17 protein-coding genes are annotated in these 16,460 nt (G+C 73.6%); 7 read left to right on the forward strand and 10 right to left on the reverse strand.

What is annotated here, in order from left to right:
* Positions 1 to 26: 26 nt before the first annotated feature.
* A complete protein-coding gene (locus HEP81_RS21600; RefSeq protein WP_037662176.1) occupies positions 27 to 1,043 on the reverse strand; it encodes a GlxA family transcriptional regulator in 1,017 nt (338 codons plus the stop codon).
* Positions 1,044 to 1,096: 53 nt separating this feature from the next.
* On the opposite strand from HEP81_RS21600, the gene HEP81_RS21605 reads away from it, so the two are divergent.
* Positions 1,097 to 2,434, forward strand: a complete 1,338-nt coding sequence (locus HEP81_RS21605; RefSeq protein ID WP_421673935.1) for an MFS transporter — start codon at positions 1,097 to 1,099, stop codon at positions 2,432 to 2,434.
* Positions 2,435 to 2,436: 2 nt separating this feature from the next.
* Here HEP81_RS21605 and HEP81_RS21610 read toward each other — a convergent pair whose 3' ends face one another.
* The 5 genes from HEP81_RS21610 to HEP81_RS21630 form a co-directional block, all read right to left on the reverse strand.
* Positions 2,437 to 3,033, reverse strand: a complete 597-nt coding sequence (locus tag HEP81_RS21610) for a flavin reductase family protein (RefSeq protein ID WP_037662175.1) — start codon at positions 3,031 to 3,033, stop codon at positions 2,437 to 2,439.
* A 51-nt stretch (positions 3,034 to 3,084) separates the two neighbouring features.
* On the reverse strand, positions 3,085 to 3,816 hold the full coding sequence (locus HEP81_RS21615; protein WP_037662173.1) for a DUF6348 family protein: 732 nt from the start codon (positions 3,814 to 3,816) through the stop codon (positions 3,085 to 3,087).
* Between the two features lie 43 nt (positions 3,817 to 3,859).
* Positions 3,860 to 4,648 (reverse strand): enoyl-CoA hydratase/isomerase family protein, encoded by a 789-nt coding sequence (locus HEP81_RS21620; RefSeq protein ID WP_190276022.1) that lies wholly within the window; start codon positions 4,646 to 4,648, stop codon positions 3,860 to 3,862.
* Positions 4,645 to 6,864, reverse strand: coding sequence for an acetate--CoA ligase family protein (locus HEP81_RS21625; protein ID WP_037662170.1), 2,220 nt, complete (start codon positions 6,862 to 6,864; stop codon positions 4,645 to 4,647). Before HEP81_RS21625 ends, HEP81_RS21620 begins: the two co-directional genes overlap by 4 nt.
* Before the next feature lie 106 nt (positions 6,865 to 6,970).
* Positions 6,971 to 8,170: a flavin-containing monooxygenase gene (locus HEP81_RS21630; RefSeq protein WP_037662167.1), complete on the reverse strand. Its 1,200-nt coding sequence runs from the start codon at positions 8,168 to 8,170 to the stop codon at positions 6,971 to 6,973.
* Between the two features lie 146 nt (positions 8,171 to 8,316).
* Here HEP81_RS21630 and HEP81_RS21635 point away from each other — a divergent pair, with 146 nt between their 5' ends.
* The gene (locus HEP81_RS21635) at positions 8,317 to 8,724 is read left to right on the forward strand and encodes a Zn-ribbon domain-containing OB-fold protein (RefSeq protein WP_037662165.1); all 408 of its coding nucleotides are present in this window, start codon (positions 8,317 to 8,319) and stop codon (positions 8,722 to 8,724) included.
* A 15-nt stretch (positions 8,725 to 8,739) separates the two neighbouring features.
* A complete protein-coding gene (locus tag HEP81_RS21640) occupies positions 8,740 to 9,603 on the forward strand; it encodes a GNAT family N-acetyltransferase (RefSeq protein WP_037662163.1) in 864 nt (287 codons plus the stop codon).
* A 6-nt stretch (positions 9,604 to 9,609) separates the two neighbouring features.
* On the opposite strand, the gene HEP81_RS21645 is transcribed toward HEP81_RS21640, so the two are convergent.
* Positions 9,610 to 10,278 carry a pyridoxine/pyridoxamine 5'-phosphate oxidase gene (locus HEP81_RS21645; protein ID WP_037662154.1) on the reverse strand — a complete coding sequence of 223 codons (669 nt, stop codon included), beginning with the start codon at positions 10,276 to 10,278 and terminating at the stop codon, positions 9,610 to 9,612.
* A gap of 162 nt (positions 10,279 to 10,440) precedes the next feature.
* On the opposite strand from HEP81_RS21645, the gene HEP81_RS21650 reads away from it, so the two are divergent.
* Positions 10,441 to 11,415, forward strand: coding sequence for a magnesium transporter CorA family protein (locus HEP81_RS21650; RefSeq protein ID WP_243279509.1), 975 nt, complete (start codon positions 10,441 to 10,443; stop codon positions 11,413 to 11,415).
* Between the two features lie 15 nt (positions 11,416 to 11,430).
* Here HEP81_RS21650 and HEP81_RS21655 read toward each other — a convergent pair whose 3' ends face one another.
* Positions 11,431 to 12,600, reverse strand: a complete 1,170-nt coding sequence (locus tag HEP81_RS21655; protein WP_037662152.1) for a thiolase C-terminal domain-containing protein — start codon at positions 12,598 to 12,600, stop codon at positions 11,431 to 11,433.
* 95 nt (positions 12,601 to 12,695) lie between these two features.
* Here HEP81_RS21655 and HEP81_RS21660 point away from each other — a divergent pair, with 95 nt between their 5' ends.
* Both HEP81_RS21660 and HEP81_RS21665 read left to right on the forward strand, forming a co-directional pair.
* Positions 12,696 to 13,898 (forward strand): acyl-CoA dehydrogenase family protein, encoded by a 1,203-nt coding sequence (locus tag HEP81_RS21660; RefSeq protein ID WP_037662151.1) that lies wholly within the window; start codon positions 12,696 to 12,698, stop codon positions 13,896 to 13,898.
* A gap of 125 nt (positions 13,899 to 14,023) precedes the next feature.
* On the forward strand, positions 14,024 to 14,500 hold the full coding sequence (locus tag HEP81_RS21665) for a nitroreductase family deazaflavin-dependent oxidoreductase (RefSeq protein WP_243279511.1): 477 nt from the start codon (positions 14,024 to 14,026) through the stop codon (positions 14,498 to 14,500).
* A 12-nt stretch (positions 14,501 to 14,512) separates the two neighbouring features.
* On the opposite strand, the gene HEP81_RS21670 is transcribed toward HEP81_RS21665, so the two are convergent.
* Positions 14,513 to 15,130: a LysE family translocator gene (locus HEP81_RS21670; protein ID WP_037657811.1), complete on the reverse strand. Its 618-nt coding sequence runs from the start codon at positions 15,128 to 15,130 to the stop codon at positions 14,513 to 14,515.
* Between the two features lie 82 nt (positions 15,131 to 15,212).
* On the opposite strand from HEP81_RS21670, the gene HEP81_RS21675 reads away from it, so the two are divergent.
* Positions 15,213 to 15,665 carry an Lrp/AsnC family transcriptional regulator gene (locus HEP81_RS21675; protein ID WP_037657809.1) on the forward strand — a complete coding sequence of 151 codons (453 nt, stop codon included), beginning with the start codon at positions 15,213 to 15,215 and terminating at the stop codon, positions 15,663 to 15,665.
* A gap of 126 nt (positions 15,666 to 15,791) precedes the next feature.
* Here the strand turns inward: HEP81_RS21675 and HEP81_RS21680 are convergent, their stop codons facing one another.
* Positions 15,792 to 16,427 carry a TetR family transcriptional regulator gene (locus HEP81_RS21680; protein ID WP_037657807.1) on the reverse strand — a complete coding sequence of 212 codons (636 nt, stop codon included), beginning with the start codon at positions 16,425 to 16,427 and terminating at the stop codon, positions 15,792 to 15,794.
* Positions 16,428 to 16,460: the final 33 nt, after the last annotated feature.

Here is a 16,460-nt window from a genome sequence, read left to right on the forward strand (position 1 = left end):
GCCGAGGACCTTCCGCCGCAGGGCACTCACTCGGACACGGCGAGCGCCCTGAACGTCCGCCGATAAGCCGTCGGGGTCACGCCCAGCGCCTGCTGCATGTGCTGGCGCATCGACTGTGCCGTGCCGAAGCCCGAGGTGCGGGCCACCTGGTCCATGGAGAGGTCGGTGGACTCCAGCAACTGGCGCGCCCGTTCGACCCGTTGGCGGCTGAGCCACTGGCCGGGGCTGACGCCGACCTCCTCGCGGAAGCGGCGGGTGAAGGTGCGTACCGACATGGCCTCCTGCTCGGCCAGGTCGCGCAGCTGGATCGGTTCGTGCAGCCGGGCCAGTGCCCAGGCGCGGGCGCCGGTGGTGGTGGCGAGCTGGGGGTCGGGCACCGGGCGCTCTATGTACTGGGCCTGGCCGCCGTCGCGATGCGGCGGGACGACCATCCGCCGGGCCACGTCATTGGCGACGGCCGTGCCGAAGTCGCGGCGGACCATGTGCAGGCACAGATCGATCCCGGCGGCCACCCCGGCCGAGGTCAGCACGTCCCCGTCGTCGATGAACAGCACGTCCGCGTCCACCTCGATCCTCGGGAACAGCCGCTGGAAATGCTCCGCCTCGGCCCAGTGGGTGGTCGCCGGGCGGCCGTCGAGATATCCGGCGGCGGCGAGGACGTACACCCCGGTGCAGATGGAGGCGAGCCGGGTGCCGGGCCGGATCAGGGCGAGCGCGGCGGCCAGTTCCTCGGTCAGCCGGCCCTCCTCGAAGACCGGGCCCAGCTCGTACGACGCCGGGACGATCACCGTGTCGGCGCGGGCCAGCGCCTCGGGGCCGTGCGGCACCTGGACGGCGAAGTCGGCGTCCGTCTCCACCGGGCCCGGGGGCCGTACCGAGCAGGTGAACACCTCGTACAGCGGCCGGCCCCGGGCGTCCCTGGGGCGGCCGAAGACGCGGTGCGGGATGCCCAGCTCGAAGGGGAGCAGGCCGTCCAGGGCGAGGACGGCGACCCGGTGCGGGCGGTATTCCTCGGTGGCGTGCGCGGCCCGATCGATACTCATGGCCCGATCCTAGCGAATGCTGTCCTTCGGGCCACTCGATGCACGGGAAGGAAATGCGGACGCTGTATGACGTGATTCAGACAAACCCCGCCGCCGTCCCCACCCAGGCCGCCCCGCCCGATCCGCGCCCGGCGCGCACCCGACTGCACCGCGCCTGGTTCGTCGCGGCCGTCACCTTCGTCACGATCACCGGCGCGGCCGCCTTCCGCTCCCTGCCCAGTCTGCTGATCGACCCGCTGCACCAGGAGTTCGGCTGGTCGCACGGCACGATCGGCGCGGCCGTCTCCCTCAATCTCGCGCTCTACGGCGTGACCGCGCCGTTCGCCGCCGCGCTGATGGACCGCTTCGGCATCCGGCGGGTGGTCGCGGTGGCGCTGACCGTGATCGCGATCGGCTCCGGGCTGACCGTGTGGATGACGGCGGCCTGGCAGCTGTGGCTGTGCTGGGGGCTGCTCGTCGGGCTCGGCACCGGCTCGATGGCCCTGGCCTTCGCGGCGACGGTCACCAACCGCTGGTTCACGGCGCGCCGGGGCCTGGTCACCGGCATCCTGACCGCCGCGTCCGCCTCCGGTCAGCTGGTCTTCCTGCCGCTGCTGTCCTGGATGGTCGAGCACCACGGCTGGCGGCCCGCCGCCGTGACCGTCTCCCTCGCCGCCCTGGCCGTGGTGCCCTTCGTCTGGCTGCTGCTGCACGACCACCCGGCGGACGTCGGGCAGAACCCCTACGGGTCCGCGGAGTTCCTGCCGAAGCCGCCCCCGGCGACGGGCGCGGCCCGGCGCACCCTCAAGGTCCTGTCGACCTCCGTGCGCACCGGCACCTTCTGGCTCCTCGCCGGTACCTTCGCGATCTGCGGCGCCTCCACCAACGGCCTGATCCAGACCCACTTCGTGCCCGCCGAGCACGACCACGGCATGCCGGTGACGACCGCGGCCTCGCTGCTCGCGGTGATCGGGGTGTTCGACGTCGTCGGCACCATCGCCTCCGGCTGGTTCACCGACCGCTTCGAACCCCGCCGCCTGCTGGCCGTCTACTACGCCCTGCGCGGACTGTCCCTGGTCTTCCTGCCGATGCTGCTGGCCCCCTCGGTCCATCCGCCGATGCTGTTCTTCATCGTCTTCTACGGCCTCGACTGGGTGGCCACCGTCCCGCCCACGCTCGCCCTGTGCCGTGAGCAGTTCGGCGAGGACAGCGCGATCGTCTTCGGCTGGGTGCTGGCCTCCCACCAGATCGGCGCCGCGCTCGTGGCCTACCTCGGCGGTCTCGCCCGTGATGTCTTCGGCTCCTACGATCTCGTCTGGTACGCCTCGGGCACGCTGTGCGCGGCGGCGGCGCTGATGTCCCTGGTGATCCGCAGGGTCCGCCCGCCCGAGCCGGCCCTCGCCACCGGCTGACCCTAGGGGGCGAGCCGTCCGAACTCGCCCCGGTGGAAGAGGAGCGGGGCCGGCGGGTTGTCCGTGGTGCCGAGGGCGTCGACCCGGCCGGTCACGATCAGATGGTCGCCGCCGGGGTGGACCGCGTGGACGGCGCAGTCGATCCAGGCGGTGGCGCCCAGGAGTGTGGGGGAGCCCGTACGGGGCGCGGGGGTGTGCGGGACGCCCGCGAACTTGTCGGCGCCGCGCACCGCGAAGGCCCGGCACACATCGGCCTGGTCGGCGCCGAGGATGTTGACGCAGAAGACGCCGGCGCGGGCGATGCGGGGCCAGGTGGTGGACGTACGGGCCACCATGAAGCAGACCAGGGGCGGGTCGAGGGAGAGTGAGGAGAAGGACTGGCAGGCGAAACCTGCCGGGCCGCTCTCGCCCTCGGCGGCCGGTGCCGTGATGACCGTGACCCCGCTCGCGAAGGTGCCGAGGACGCGGCGGAACTCGCCCCGGTCCACCGGCGCCCGCTCGTCCGCCCGCACACAGCGCAGCTTCGGGCGCGGCAGCGGATCCACCGGGTGCAGGCCCAGATAGCGGACGGCTGCGGCTGCGGCTCCTGCGTGTCCCATCACCCCTCCATTGAAGCTGACAGAGCGTCAGACAGGAAGGGGCGCGAAGGGTCAGGACGGGTGGACGAGGACCGCGTAGGTGCGCGCGTACGAGCCGCCCGGGGGCGGGCGCGGCCGGTCCGCGGTCAGCAGCGCCGCCGAAGCCGCCTCGCTGGTAGCGCCGTTGATGCGGACCTCGGCCGTGTCCTTGCCGTGGAAGGTGCCGAAGAAGAGCTTGACGCCGATCGGCCCCTGGCGGGGCAGGCCGTCCGCGGTCAGGGCCGGGGCGATCAGCGGCAGGAGCGCCCGGTCGGCAGCCCATCGCTGGACAGAGCTGTGCTCGGGCCCGGCTCCCCAGCCGACGATGCCGCCCTGGAACGCGTGCCGGCCGGGAAAGCCGTCCGGATCCTCGGCAGGGAAGTGGGCGCCGTGCCGCCCGCGTTGCCCCAGCGTCTCCAGTACGGCCGCGCCGGTGGTCGTGGCCCACATCTGCACGGCCCGTTCGAGCTTCGCCTCGGGCGTGGGCCCGAATCCGGAGACGCGGTACGGCAGTGAGGTCTGCTCCGGGCGGTCGGTGTCCAGCACGAAGGTGAGGTCCATATGCCCCTCGGACCCCTCGTGGTCATGACCGAGTACGACGGCCACCCGGCCCGACCTCCGCACCCGGTTCCCGGCGACCTCCCAGGCCGCCCCGCCGAGTCCGCCGAGCCGCTCCGCCACCAGCCTCAGCGCCAGCGACTCCTTCGGGCCGATCGGCTCCTTCGCGACCGGCCCGTCCTTCTTGCGCCAAGGTCCCCATCCCATGGCGCGACGCCTAGGGCAGGGGGCGGTGAGGTCGTCGGGGGCCTCAGCGCCCGAGGAACTCGGGCCCTCTTCGCTCCGCGAACGCGCGCAGCCCCTCCCCGGCGTCCTGCGTCGTCAGGTTGATCTCCTGGGCCCATGCCTCCGCGGCGAAGGCGGCCGGGCGGTCGCTGTCGAGGGAGGAGTTGAGGAGGTGCTTGGTGAGGGCGAGGGCGCGGGTCGGGCCGGTGGCCAGGCGGGTGGCCCAGTCGCGGGCCGTCTTCGCCAACTCCCTTTCCGGGAGGGCGCGGTTGACGAGGCCGAGCCGCTCCGCCTCCGGTGCGGACAGCGCGTCCCCGAAGAACATCAGCTCCTTCGCGCGCTGGAGACCGGTCAGCCGGGGCAGGAGGTAGGCCCCGCCCGCGTCCGGTACGAGTCCGCGCCGTACGAAGACCTCGACGAAACGGGCCGACTCGGCGGCCAGGACCAGATCGCAGGCGAGGGCGAGATGCGCGCCGAGGCCCGCCGCCGTGCCGTTGACCGCCGCGATCACGGGCTTCTCGCAGTCGAGGACGGCGGCGATCAGGCGCTGGGCGCCGGTGCGCAGCGTGCGGGCGACGTCGCCGGGGATCCGGGGGGAGGGGGAGTCCGCCCCGGAGCGCAGGTCGGCGCCCGCGCAGAAGCCCCGGCCGGTGCCGGTGAGGAGCACCGCGCGCACGGACGGGTCGGCGGACGCCTCGGCCAGCAGGTCGACGACGCGGTCGCGCAGCGCGGGGGTGAGGGCGTTCAGGGTCTCGGGGCGGTTCAGGGTGAGGTACGAGACATGGTCGCGGACCTCGTGCTCCACCCCGGTCATCGGCACACCACCAGCGCGTCCAGCGCCACCGCGCCCTGGCCCCGGGGCAGCACCATCAGCGGGTTGATGTCCAACTCGGCGATTTGATCGCCCAGTTCGAGGGCCATGCGCTGGACGCGCAGGATCACCTCCACCAGGGCGTCCACATCGGCGGGCGGCCGCCCCCGGACGCCGTCCAGGAGGGCCCGGCCGCGCAGATCCCCGAGCAGGGCGTGGGCCTGGTCCTCGCCGAACGGGGGCACGCGTACGGCGGTGTCGCGCAGCACCTCGACCAGGACGCCCCCGAGCCCGGCGGTCACGGTCGGCCCGAACAGCTCGTCATGGGTGACCCCGACGACCATCTCCACGCCCCGCTCGACCATCTGGCAGACCAGGATGCCGTCCAGCGGGACGCCCTCGTAGCGCGCGATGTCGTTGAACTCGCGGTAGGCGTCGCGCACTTGGCTGGCGGAGGTGAGGCCGATGCGCACCAGGCCCAGCTCGGTCTTGTGGGCGAGCCGGTCGCCGGAGGCCTTCATCACCACCGGGTAGCCGATCTGGGCCGCCGCGCGCACGGCCGCCGCGGCGCTGGTCACCAGCTGTTCGCGGGGTACCCGGATGCCGTAGGCGCGCAGCAGCTGCTTGGCCGCGTGCTCGCTGAGCTGCCGCCCGGGGCTCATCAGGGCGGCCGCCTTGCGGAACGAGGGGGAGGGGGTGCGCGGGGCCTCGTCGAAGGGGGAGCGGTAGGAGGCGGTGAAGCGGTGGTGGTCGAGCCAGGCCCGCACCGCCCGCAGACAGTTGCCGACGGTACGGAAGGTGGCGACCCGGGAGGAGCCGAGCAGGACGTCCCGGTACGCCGGCTCGGTGCCGACCGGCGATCCCCAGACGACGCAGACCAGCTTGTCCGTCTCCTCCGCCGCGTCCACCAGATCGCGCACCAGCCTGTCGCTGAGCGGTGGGAAGGGGCCGGTGACCGGGCAGATCAGGGTGCCGATCGAGGGGTCGGCGAGCAGCGCGTCGATGATCTTACGGCCGCGTGCGTCGCCGACCGGATGGCCGCCGTTGTCCACGGGGTTGGCGACGCCGAGGTACTCCGGTATCCACTGGTGCAGCTCGGCCTGCTTCGCCGCGCAGAGGGCCGGCAGGGTCAGCCCGGCGGCCGTGGCGAGGTCGGCCACATGGGCGCCGGTGCCGCCGGAGATGGAGTAGACGGCGACGCCCTCGGCGAGCGGGGGCCTGGCCCGCGCCAACAGGGCCGCGGTGTCCTGGAGTTCGTCCAGGGCGTCCACGCGGATCACGCCGTACTGGCGCATGGCCGCGTCCACCACGTCGTCGGCGCCGGTGAGCTTGCCGGTGTGCGAGGCGGCCGTACGGGCACCGGTCTCGGTGCGGCCCACCTTCACCGCGACCACCGGCACGCCCCGGCGGGCGGCGCGGTCGGCGGCCAGCAGGAAGGCGCGGCCGTCCTTGAGGCCCTCCAGGTACGCGGCGATGGCGCCGACCTCGGGCTGCTCGGCGAACCAGGAGATGAAGTCGGCGCTCTCCAGATCGGCCTCATTGCCGGTCGGGGCCCAGTGGGTCAGGCGGATGCCCAGCTCCTGGAGGGCGAAGACGGGGCGGCCCTGGTGGCCGGACTGGGTGATCAGCGCGATCGCCGGCCCGGTCAGGTCGTCCCGGAAGCGCTCGAAGGCGTTCAGATTGGTGTTCGGGCCGAGCAGCCGCAGCCCGGAGCGACGCGCGGCCTCCGCGAGCCGTCGCTGGGCCGCGGCGCCCGCCTCACCGGTCTCCGCGAAGCCGGACGCGAAGGCGACGGCGAACTTCACCTTCGCCTCGGCGAGTTCACCGATCACCGGGAGCGGGTCGGCGATCAACAGGACGGCCAGGTCGACCTGTTCGGGCAGCGCGGCGACGGACGGGGCGCAGGGGATGCCGAAGACGTCCGGGCGGGCCGGATGCACGGGGTGCACCCGGGCGCCGACGCGCTCGGCCCAGTCCAGCAGCTGCCGGGTCATGCCGGTGTTGGGGCGGCCCGCCGCGTCGGAGGCGCCGATCACGGCGACGGACTGCGGACGGAAGAAGCGGCTCAGGTCCGGTACGTCCGCGCGCAGCGGGCGCCCGCCGACGTCCAGGTCGTCCACCCGGCCGTGCACGGCGGGCCCGGGCCGCCGCTCCCCGCAGGCGATGACCCGGGCGCGGCGGGAGTCGGTGGTGAGTGTCCCGTGGGTTGATCCAAGCATCGGTCCGCCCCGCTCCTGTGAGACAGCATGAGACAGCACGTGTGAACTGACGCTGTGTCAGATTAACGAACCGGGCGGATGTCAGGAATGGGGCGGGGAAGGAAAGTTACCGGCGGGTGGGGTGAGCGCGCGCCCCGAGACCCGCCACCCCCTTCGCGATCCGCTCCGCGTCCCGTGCCAGTTCGCGCAGCATCCCGCTGATCGGGTTGGTGTATCCGGTGAAGTACAGGCCCGGGGCGGACTTCGGTGTCCGGCCGCCCCGTACCACCGGCTTTCCGTCCGCGCCGAGGACCTCCAGGTGGCCGACCAGGCCGTCGAGGCCACGCACGTACCCGGTCGCCGCGATCACCGCCTCCGGCTCTATCCGGGAGCCGTCCGCGAGGACCACCTTCCCGGACTCGAAGGACTCCACGGCCGCGACGATCTCCACCTTGCCGCGCCGCACCGCGTCCAGCAGGCCCACGTCCTGCACCGGTATCGCGCCCTGCTTCACCCTGCTGTACAGGCCGGTGTCCGGGCGGGGCAGCCCCTGTGCGGACAGGTCGGGCAGGGTCAGCCTGGCCTGCTGCCGGGACAGCCGGTCCACCAGGCGCACCGGCAGCCGCCGTACCAGCACGCCCGTGTACTGCGCGGGCCAGCCGAGGGTGGAGCGGCGCACGATGTGCGGGACGGTGCGCACCGCGAGCCGCACCCGCGCGGCCCCGCCCTCCACCAGGTCCACGGCTATCTCGGCGCCGGTGTTGCCGGCCCCGACCACCAGCACGTCCCGCCCTGCGTACGGCTCCGCGTTGCGGTAGGCGCCGGCGTGCAGCAGCTCGCCGCCGTACGACTGACGGCCCGGCCAGTCGGGGATGCGCGGGGTGTGGTTGTAGCCGGTGGCGACGACCACCGCGCTGCCGGTCAGCTCCCGGCCGCCGGACGCGTGCAGCAGCCAGCCGGTGCCGCCCTCGGCCCGCTCGACGCGATGCACCTCGACGCCGGTGACGATCTCCAGCTCATGGTGCTCGGCGTACTTCTCCAGATAGCGCACCAGGTCGTCGCGGGACACCCAGCGGCCGAAGCGGCGCGGGATCTTCAGGCCCGGCAGCGCGGACAGCCGGCGGGTGGTGTGCAGATGGAGCCGGTCGTAGTGGCGCCGCCAGGACGCGCCGACCGCGTCGGACTTCTCCAGGACCACCGTCCGTATGCCGCGCGCCCGCAGCGCGTACGCGGCGGCGAGACCGCCGGGACCTGCGCCGATGACGTACACCGGGTGCTCGGCGGGGGTCGGTGAAGGGCGTGTGGGGGTGGGGCGGGAGACAGCCATGAGCGGGAGCGTAATCATCCACCCGCTTGATGGGTCTCGGTCAAGACCGGAATTGGTTCCGGATTGATCACGGATGTGCGGAGTGTGTACGCGGATGGTGGGCGAAGGGGTCGGCAGGGCGGTAGTTCTGACGTAGCGTCAGGTGCATGGATCCGAGCAGCGATGGTCCGCGTCCCGACCTCCCCGAGGCCGATGCCTTCACCCGTCCCTACTGGGCGGCCGCCGCCGACGGCCGTCTCCTGATCCGCCGTTGTGCCGCCTGCGGCCGCGCCCACCACTATCCGCGCGAGTTCTGCCCGCACTGCTGGAGCGAGGACGTCGCCTGGGAGCAGGCAACCGGCCGCGCCACCCTCTACACCTGGTCCACGGTCCACCGCAATGACCTGCCCCCCTTCTCCGACCGCACCCCGTACATCGCCGCCGTGGTCGACCTCGCGGAGGGGCCGCGGATGATGACACAGGTGGTGGACGCCGGGGAGGCGGAGCTGTCGGCGGGGATGCCGCTGCGGGTGGCGTTCACGGACGGTAAACCGGTTTTCCGGCCCGGGAGTTGACCCGATCATGAGCCCATGCATCCCGAGTCCTGGCAGCTGACCGACGACCTCGACGACTTCCTCGCCCGCGCGGGCGGCTTCCTGCGCTCCCGCCCGGCGCCGCACACCGTGCCCCTGACGGTGACCGACACGCTCCGCAGACACGGACTCCACTACTACGGCAGCGGCACACCCCTCTTCGGCACCCTCGCGGCGCCGGACGGCACGGTGCTGGCGGCACTGACCCGGACGCCTCCGCACGGACTCTGCCTCACCGCCGTCACCCCGGAGCAGGCCGAGGCGCTGGCCGAGCGGCTGGCCGGACTCGGTCACCGGTTCCCCGAGGTGAGCGCCGAGCGGGACTCGGCGGCGGCCTTCGCGGCGGCCTGGCGGCGGCGGACCGGCCGGGAGGCGACCGTGCACCGCCGCCGACGCCTCTACCGGCTCGGCGAGTTGACGCCACCGGAGCCGGCCCCCGAAGGCCGCCCGAGGGTCGCGGGACCGGCCGACCGGGCGCTGCTGCTGCGCTGGTTCGGGGAGTTCGCGCAGGCCGTGGGCGAAGGCCCGGGACGGGACGCGGGGCCGTGGGCGGACGCCCGTCTCTCCTACGGCGGCATCACCCTGTGGGAGGCCGCCGACGGCACGCCGCTGGCCATGGCCGGGGCGACCAGGGAGATCGCGGGACAGGTGCGCGTCGCCCCCGTGTACACCCCGGCCGCGCTGCGCGGCCGCGGATACGCCGGCGCGGTCACCGCCGAGGTGAGCCGGGCCGCGCGCGCCGCCGGAGCGGCCGAGATCCTGCTCTTCACCGACCTGGCCAACCCCACCAGCAACGCCCTCTACCAGCGGCTCGGCTACCGGGAGGTCGCGGACTTCGCGGTGTGGGCCTTCGGGGACTGAGCCCCCTCACGGCCACAGCAGCCCCCTGCTCCACCCGAACCCCGTGCTGCGGTACTCCAGCCGGACATGAGCCCGGTCGGCTGCGCCCTGGAAGAACTCGACCGTGTCCGGGCGCAGCCGGTAGAGCGTCCAGGTGGGGGCGGGCAGCGCGGGGTTCTCCCGGGCCCTGTCCCAGGCGGCCGCCGAGGCCCGGCGCAACTCGTCCGCGGAGGCAAGCTCCTCGCTCTGGTGCCCGGTCAGCGCCGCCGCGAGGGCACCCGTGGAGCGGGCGTGCAGATCCGCCTGGCTCTCCTCCTCCGGTGCCGCCGCGACCGGCCCGCGCACCCGCACCTGGCGGCCCAGCACCGGCCAGTAGAAGGTCAGGGCGGCGTACGGGTGGGCGTCGAGGGCGCGGCCCTTGCGGCTCGTGATGTGGGTGGCGAAGGACCAGCCGTCGGGGTCGGCGCCGTGCAGCATCACGATCCGGGCGTCCGGCCTCCCCTCCGCGTCCACCGTGGCCAGCGTCATCGTGTGCGGCTCCGGCTGCCCGGCGTCCACCGCCTCCGCGAACCAGCTCGTGAACAGCGGCAACGGGGTCGGCGGGGCCGTCTCCGGATCGAACGGCGGCAGCCGGGTCACCTCGGGCGACCAGACGCGCTGGGTCAGGAGCAGGGCGTGGAGATCGTTCTGTGCCATGGGCCCGAGTATCCAAGCCCGCCGGAACATGCCCGCCCCCGGCCACCGCCCGCGCTCACCCGTTCGGTCCGCCCGGCGGCGCACAGGAGGGCATCCGGGTGCGCGGGCGCCGGGGTCCGCCCAGGCTGGGAGCGGGGCCGGACGGGACCGAGAGTGAGGACGATGATCGTAACGGTGGTGGCGATGCCGCAGGGCACCATCGCGCGCACCGACCTGGCGGAGGCCCGGCGCAGGCTCGCCGCCACCCGCTATCTCCTGGTGGACGTGGAGCTGCCGGAGACCGGCCCGGAGGAGGGCGAGCAGCTGGCCCGGCGGCTCGGGCTCGGCGACACGGACCTGGACTGGTTCGGGCGCCCCGGCGAACCCGCCCGCGCCGACTTCCTCGGCGACACCGTCGGCCTGGTGGTCCCCGTCGTCCAGGACGAGCGCGTGACCTACGCCCATGCCGTGGCCGGAGACCGCTACCTCGTCACCGCGCACCGGGGCCCCGCGTTCCTCGCCCCGGAGATCACCGCGCACGTACGGCGGGAGCGGCCCCGGGACGCCGTCGCCCTGCTCTTCCTGGTGCTCCAGTCCGCCCTGGCCACCTTCCGGCGAGCCGCGGTGGCCGCGCTGCTGGAGGTGGAGGAGCTGGAGGACGACATGTTCCAGCAGCGGCGCCCCGAACAGGTCTACCGGCTGTCCCGGCTGCGCCGCCGCTCCGCCCTGCTGCACCACTCGCTGCTGCCCTACCTCCAGGTGGTGGACGAGGTCATCACCCGCCGGATGATGAGCCCCGACTTCCCGCTCGAACGGCAGCGGCTCGCCCGCGAGTTCCAGCATGTGGCCCGCATGGTGCTCACCGACATCGAGACCCTCCAGGAGGCGACCCGCCGGGCGTTCGGCAGCTACTCCTCGCTCGTCGCGGGCGAGCAGAACAACGTGATCAACCGGCTGGCCATCGTGTCCGTGATCTTCCTGCCGCTGTCCTTCCTGACCGGCTTCTTCGGCATGAACTTCGCCTTCCTGACGGACGAGCTGGAGAGCCGCGCGGTCTTCTGGCTGCTCGCGATCGGCCTCCAGATCTGTGTGCTGGGCGGCGCGTTCTACGTCCTGCACCGCACCCGTATCTGGCGGCGGCTGCGGGACGAGGACTGAGCGGGCGCGGCGGGCTCAGCGGCCGAGCACCACCGTGCCGGAGGAGCAGAACCAGCCCCCGGTACCGGACGCGACCGCGAGGGCGGGCAACCGTCCGTCGGCGCGGCGCACCTGGCGCTCCCCGGCCTCGCCGCGCAGCTGCCGTACCGCCTCCACCAGCAGGAACAGGCCGCGCATCCCCGGGTGTTGGGCGGACAGACCGCCGCCGTCCGTGTTCACCGGCAGCTCGCCGCCGCGCACCAGCAGCCGGCCCTTCTCCACGAACGCCCCGCCCTCGCCCTTGGCGCAGAAGCCCAGGTCCTCCAGTGTCACCAGGGTCATATAGGTGAAGGCGTCGTAGATCTCGGCGAGTTCGATCTCGGCGGGGCGCACCCCGGCCCGCTCGAAGGCGAGCCGCCCGCTGACCGCCGCCGGGGACACGGTGAAGTCGGGCCACTCGGACATCGCCGCGTGCGAGACGTGCTCACCGGTGCCGAGCACCCAGACCGGGGCCGTACGGCAGTCCCGTACGACCTCCTCGGCGGCCAGCAGCACCGCCGCGCCGCCGTCCGAGCGCAGACAGCAGTGCAGCTTGGTGAAGGGATCGGCGATCAGCGGGCCCGCCAGCACCTCGTCGACGGTGACCGGTGCCCGGAACATCGCCTCCGGGTTCAGGGCCGCGTTCGCCCGCGCCTGCACCGCGACCTCGGCCAGTTGCTCGATCGTCGTGCCGTACTCGATCATGTGCCGGCGGGCCGCCATCGCGTACTTGGCGATCAGCGTGTGCCCGTACGGCGCCTCGAACTGGAGCGGGCCGCGCGTCCCGAAGGACAACTCCCCGGTGCGGCGGCCCGCCTTGACGTCCGACCGCGCGGTCGAGCCGTAGACCAGCAGCACCGCCCGCGCACGGCCCGCGGCGATCGCGTCCGCCGCGTGCGCCGCCATCACCTCCCAGGTGGAGCCGCCCACCGAGGTGGAGTCCACCCAGGTGGGGCGCAGCCCCAGGTACTCGGCGACCTCCACCGGGGCCAGGGTGCCAAGGCCCGCGGAGGCGAAGCCGTCCACCAGGGACCGGTCCAGACCGGCGTCCGCGAGCGCGCGCCGGGCCGCTTGGGCGTGCAGGGCGTACGGCGTCGCGTCCGGGACCCGGCCGCAGTCGGAGAGCGCCACACCGGCCACGGCGACGTTCCGGCGCGCACGGGTCATGGGAGGCCTCCTGCCCCTGGGCATATCGCTTCGGCCCTCCTAATATGACGGTCCGTCAGATCCTGAGGGAAGAGCCGGACCCGGAAGGGTTGCCCATGGACACCCGTCTCACCGCCGAGCAGGACGAGATCCGCCGGTCCCTGCGCGAACTGCTGCACGTCCGGTGCGGGTCGGCCGAGGTGCGGGCCGCGGTCGACACCCCGGCCGGGTACGACCCGCTGTTGTGGGCCGAGTTGGCCGAGCGGCTCGGGCTGCCGGGCCTCGCGCTGCCCGAGCGGTACGGCGGGGTCGGCTGCTCGGTCACCGAACTGGCCCTCGCCTGCGAGGAGACGGGCCGCGCCCTCGCCCCCTCCCCGCTGTTCGCCACCTGCGTCCTCGCCGCCCCGCTGATCCTCGCCCTCGGCACCGAGGCCCAGCGCGCGCGGCTGCTGTCCCGGATCGCCGCGGGCACCCTCACCGCGGCGCTCGCCGTACCGGGCCCCGACCTCGCCGGCGCGCTGGCCCTGACCGGCGGGAACGGCGGGTACACCGCGGGGGGCGGCCGGGCGGGCGGGGTGCAGGCCGGGCGCGGCCCCGACGGCTGGCGGCTGTACGGGCAGGTGGACCAGGTCCTCGACGGGCACAGCGCCGGGCTGCTGCTGGTCGCCGCGCACACCGGCGGGTACGCCCGCGCGCGGACCCGGCTGTTCCTGGTCGGGGGGGATGCCTCGGGGGTCGTGCGGACCCGGCGGACGGCACTGGACGCGACACGGCCACAGGGGCGGGTGCAACTGCGGCAGGTGCGGGCGGAGTTGCTGGGGCCGGAAGAAGAGGAGGCCGTGGACGTACGGGAGGCGTTCGCGGGGCTCGGGGACCCGGTCGCCGCCGTCCTCGCCGCCGAGGCCGTGGGGGCGGCGGACCGGGTGCTGGAGCGGACGGTGGAGTACGTCGGGCAGCGCGAGCAGTTCGGCCGGCCGGTGGGGTCCTTCCAGGCGGTCAAGCACCGGCTGGCGGAGGTCTATGTGGGGGTGCAGGCGGCACGGTCGGCCGCGTACTACGCCGCCTGGGTGACGGCGGGGGGAGCGGGTGAGGGGTTCGGGGGACCGGCGCTCGCCCAGGCGCTGGAGGCGCTGCGGGCGGCGGCGGCCGAGGGGATCCAGCTGCACGGGGGAATCGGGTTCACCTGGGAGCACGACGCTCACCTGTACTTCAAGCGGGCGGCCGGGGACGAGCTGCTGTTCGGGCCGGGACATCGGCTGCGGGGGCGGGCGGCGGAGCGGGCGGGGTTGTTCGGCGCGGCCGGGAAGGTGGGGGCATGAGGGGCGGGAGGCGCATGAAGGGCGGGAGGGGCGCGCGGGGCGTGGGGCGTGGCGCCGGGTCCGGGGTGGCGGCGGGGGCCGGGGGAGGGGCGCGTGCCGGGGTCGGGGTGCGGGTGGTGCGGAGGGTGTCGGCCAGTCGGGGGTTCGCCCGGGTCGCCCCCTATGTGATCCCGGCGCTCGACCGGGGCGTGCACCGGCTCACCCGGGGGCGCAGGCTGCTCAGTACGGCGATGCTGCCCGGCCTGGTCCTCACCTCCACGGGTGCCCGGAGCGGGCTGCCGCGCAGGACACCGCTGGCGTGCATGCCGGAGGACGGGGCCGGGGGAGGTGCCGGTGCCGCGCGGAGCTGGATCCTCGTCGGGTCCAACTTCGGGCGGCCCGGACATCCCGCCTGGACCCACAATCTGCTCGCCCAGCCGCGGGTGACGATCAGCTGGCGGGGCACGGACGTGACCGTCACCGCCGTACTTCTGGACGGGGAGGAACGGGCGGCGGTGTGGGCGGCGGCCCTCGCGTTCTGGCCTCCGTACGCCGCCTACCAGAGGCGGATCAGCCGGGAGATCAGGCTCTTCCGGCTGACCGAGTGGCCGTCCGGCCGCTGAGCCCCCCTGCGGCTACAGCGTCGCCAGCCGCTCCACCAGCAGGAACGCGCCGATGCCGAGCATGGCCGCGCCCGAGGTGCGGGTCACCGCGCGGGCGGCGGCGGGGCGGGCGCGGAGCAGGGCGCGGGCGAGGACGCCGACCGTGAGGTAGACGGCCGCGCAGCACGCCATGTGGAGCAGGCCGAGGGCCGCGGTCTGTGCGGGTACCGGCAGATGGGCGCCGCGCAGGGTGAGGAACTGGGGGAGCACGGAGAGGTAGAGCAGCAGGCCCTTGGGGTTCAGACCGCTGATGGTGGCCCCGCGCAGGAAGGGGCGCCCCTCGGTGGTCCCGGTCGTACCCGCCTCCGGGGTGGCCGGGCGGCGCAGGACGCCCCAGCCCAGCCACAGCAGATACCCGGCGCCCACCACGGTCAGCGCCGTCAGCAGCCGGGGCGAGCCCGCGACCAGGACCGCGAGACCGGCCGTCGCCAGGGCCGTGTGCAGGGCGTATCCGCAGACCAGGCCCGCCACCGCGCGCGGGACCCGGGCGCCGCGCAGGGCGGTCGCGATGACGTACGCCCAGTCGGCGCCCGGCACGCACACCAGCAGCAGGTCCACGACGAGGAAGGAGAAGAGCAGTCCCGAGTCCATGAAGGGGACATTAGGCGCGATCGCCCCGAAAGTGTTCCTGAAGTTTGCCCATGATCCGTGCTTCTGCGCAAATATCTACTTCATGGACGACGTGGACCGGAAAATCCTTGCCGAGCTCCAGCAGGACGGGCGGCTGACCGTGACCGAGCTGGCCGCGCGGGTGCGGCTCAGCGTCTCGCCGTGCCACCGCCGGCTGCGTGAGCTGGAGCGTTCCGGCGCGATCCAGGGCTACCGCGCGGTGGTGGACGCGACGGCGCTCGGGCTGAACTTCGAGGCGCTGGTCTTCGTGTCCATGCGGCAGGAGGACCGGGACACGGTGGCCGAGTTCGAGCGGGCGGTCGGCGAGCTCGATCATGTGCTGGACGCACAGCGGCTGTTCGGGGAGCCGGACTATCTGCTGCGGGTGGCCACGGCCGACCTCGCGGCGTTCCAGCGGCTGTACGACGAGCGGCTCGCGACGCTGCCCGGGGTGCAGCGGCTGACGTCGACCCTGGTGATGAAGCACGTCGTACGGGACCGGCCGCTCCCGGCGTGAGCCGCCGGCCGCCCCTGCCGTCCCCTGTCACCCCCGACAGCACGGCAGGCGGCGGCTCACGTCGGTGAACCACCGCCTGCAAGACAGGACTTGGCTGTTAACGGGACGCGCTGATCCCTATCAGCGCTATTTCGACGGTTTGCGCCCCGTGACGCCCAGATGGATCAACAGGGCCAGATTGGGCTTCAGTTCGGCCTGCTTGACGCCCCAGGAGGAGAAACCCTTCTGGTGGGCGGCGACCGCGGCGAGCATGGCGACCAGGGAACCGGCCACCGCGGCGGGGTTCACATCCTTGTCCACGCGGCCCTTGGACTGGAGTTCCGCGATCGCGTCGGCGAGCGAGTTGTTCACCGAGTTCAGGATCTTCATACGGATCTTGTAGAACCGTTTGTCCCCTTCGGCGGCACCGAGATCGACCACGCGCAGGATCGCGTCGTGCTTCTTCCAGAAGTCCAGGAAGCCGTCCACGAGTTCCTGCGAGGTCTGCCAGCCGGACTTGCCGGCCCAGGAGCGTCCCTCCAGCAACTCGGTCAATCCGGCGCCCTCGGCGGCCATTTGGTCGGCGATCTCCAGGACGGCACCCTCGACGTCCGGGAAGTACTGGTAGAAGGTCGCGGGCGAAGTGCCCGCCTTCCGGGCGACATCGATGACCTTGACGTCCCGGTACGGGGAGGAGCTGAGCATCTCGCTGAGGCAGTCGAGCAGCTTCTGCCGGGTCGCCTGCCCACGCCTACCGGCCACGCGGCCGTCGACGGTACGCACTTGTCCTGTCATGCCGTCAGCTTACCGAGGGGT

This window comes from Streptomyces griseofuscus (assembly GCF_014673495.1).
GTDB lineage: Bacteria > Actinomycetota > Actinomycetes > Streptomycetales > Streptomycetaceae > Streptomyces > Streptomyces murinus.

What these genes read in the sequence shown, in the direction of transcription:
- HEP81_RS21600 (WP_037662176.1), bottom strand. Translation starts at nt 1,043, where the DNA reads ATGAGTATCGATCGGGCCGCGCACGCCACCGAGGAATACCGCCCGCAC.
- HEP81_RS21605 (WP_421673935.1), top strand. Translation starts at nt 1,097, where the DNA reads ATGCGGACGCTGTATGACGTGATTCAGACAAACCCCGCCGCCGTCCCC.
- HEP81_RS21610 (WP_037662175.1), bottom strand. Translation starts at nt 3,033, where the DNA reads ATGGGACACGCAGGAGCCGCAGCCGCAGCCGTCCGCTATCTGGGCCTG.
- HEP81_RS21615 (WP_037662173.1), bottom strand. Translation starts at nt 3,816, where the DNA reads ATGGGATGGGGACCTTGGCGCAAGAAGGACGGGCCGGTCGCGAAGGAG.
- HEP81_RS21620 (WP_190276022.1), bottom strand. Translation starts at nt 4,648, where the DNA reads ATGACCGGGGTGGAGCACGAGGTCCGCGACCATGTCTCGTACCTCACC.
- HEP81_RS21625 (WP_037662170.1), bottom strand. Translation starts at nt 6,864, where the DNA reads ATGCTTGGATCAACCCACGGGACACTCACCACCGACTCCCGCCGCGCC.
- HEP81_RS21630 (WP_037662167.1), bottom strand. Translation starts at nt 8,170, where the DNA reads ATGGCTGTCTCCCGCCCCACCCCCACACGCCCTTCACCGACCCCCGCC.
- HEP81_RS21635 (WP_037662165.1), top strand. Translation starts at nt 8,317, where the DNA reads ATGGATCCGAGCAGCGATGGTCCGCGTCCCGACCTCCCCGAGGCCGAT.
- HEP81_RS21640 (WP_037662163.1), top strand. Translation starts at nt 8,740, where the DNA reads ATGCATCCCGAGTCCTGGCAGCTGACCGACGACCTCGACGACTTCCTC.
- HEP81_RS21645 (WP_037662154.1), bottom strand. Translation starts at nt 10,278, where the DNA reads ATGGCACAGAACGATCTCCACGCCCTGCTCCTGACCCAGCGCGTCTGG.
- HEP81_RS21650 (WP_243279509.1), top strand. Translation starts at nt 10,441, where the DNA reads ATGATCGTAACGGTGGTGGCGATGCCGCAGGGCACCATCGCGCGCACC.
- HEP81_RS21655 (WP_037662152.1), bottom strand. Translation starts at nt 12,600, where the DNA reads ATGACCCGTGCGCGCCGGAACGTCGCCGTGGCCGGTGTGGCGCTCTCC.
- HEP81_RS21660 (WP_037662151.1), top strand. Translation starts at nt 12,696, where the DNA reads ATGGACACCCGTCTCACCGCCGAGCAGGACGAGATCCGCCGGTCCCTG.
- HEP81_RS21670 (WP_037657811.1), bottom strand. Translation starts at nt 15,130, where the DNA reads ATGGACTCGGGACTGCTCTTCTCCTTCCTCGTCGTGGACCTGCTGCTG.
- HEP81_RS21675 (WP_037657809.1), top strand. Translation starts at nt 15,213, where the DNA reads ATGGACGACGTGGACCGGAAAATCCTTGCCGAGCTCCAGCAGGACGGG.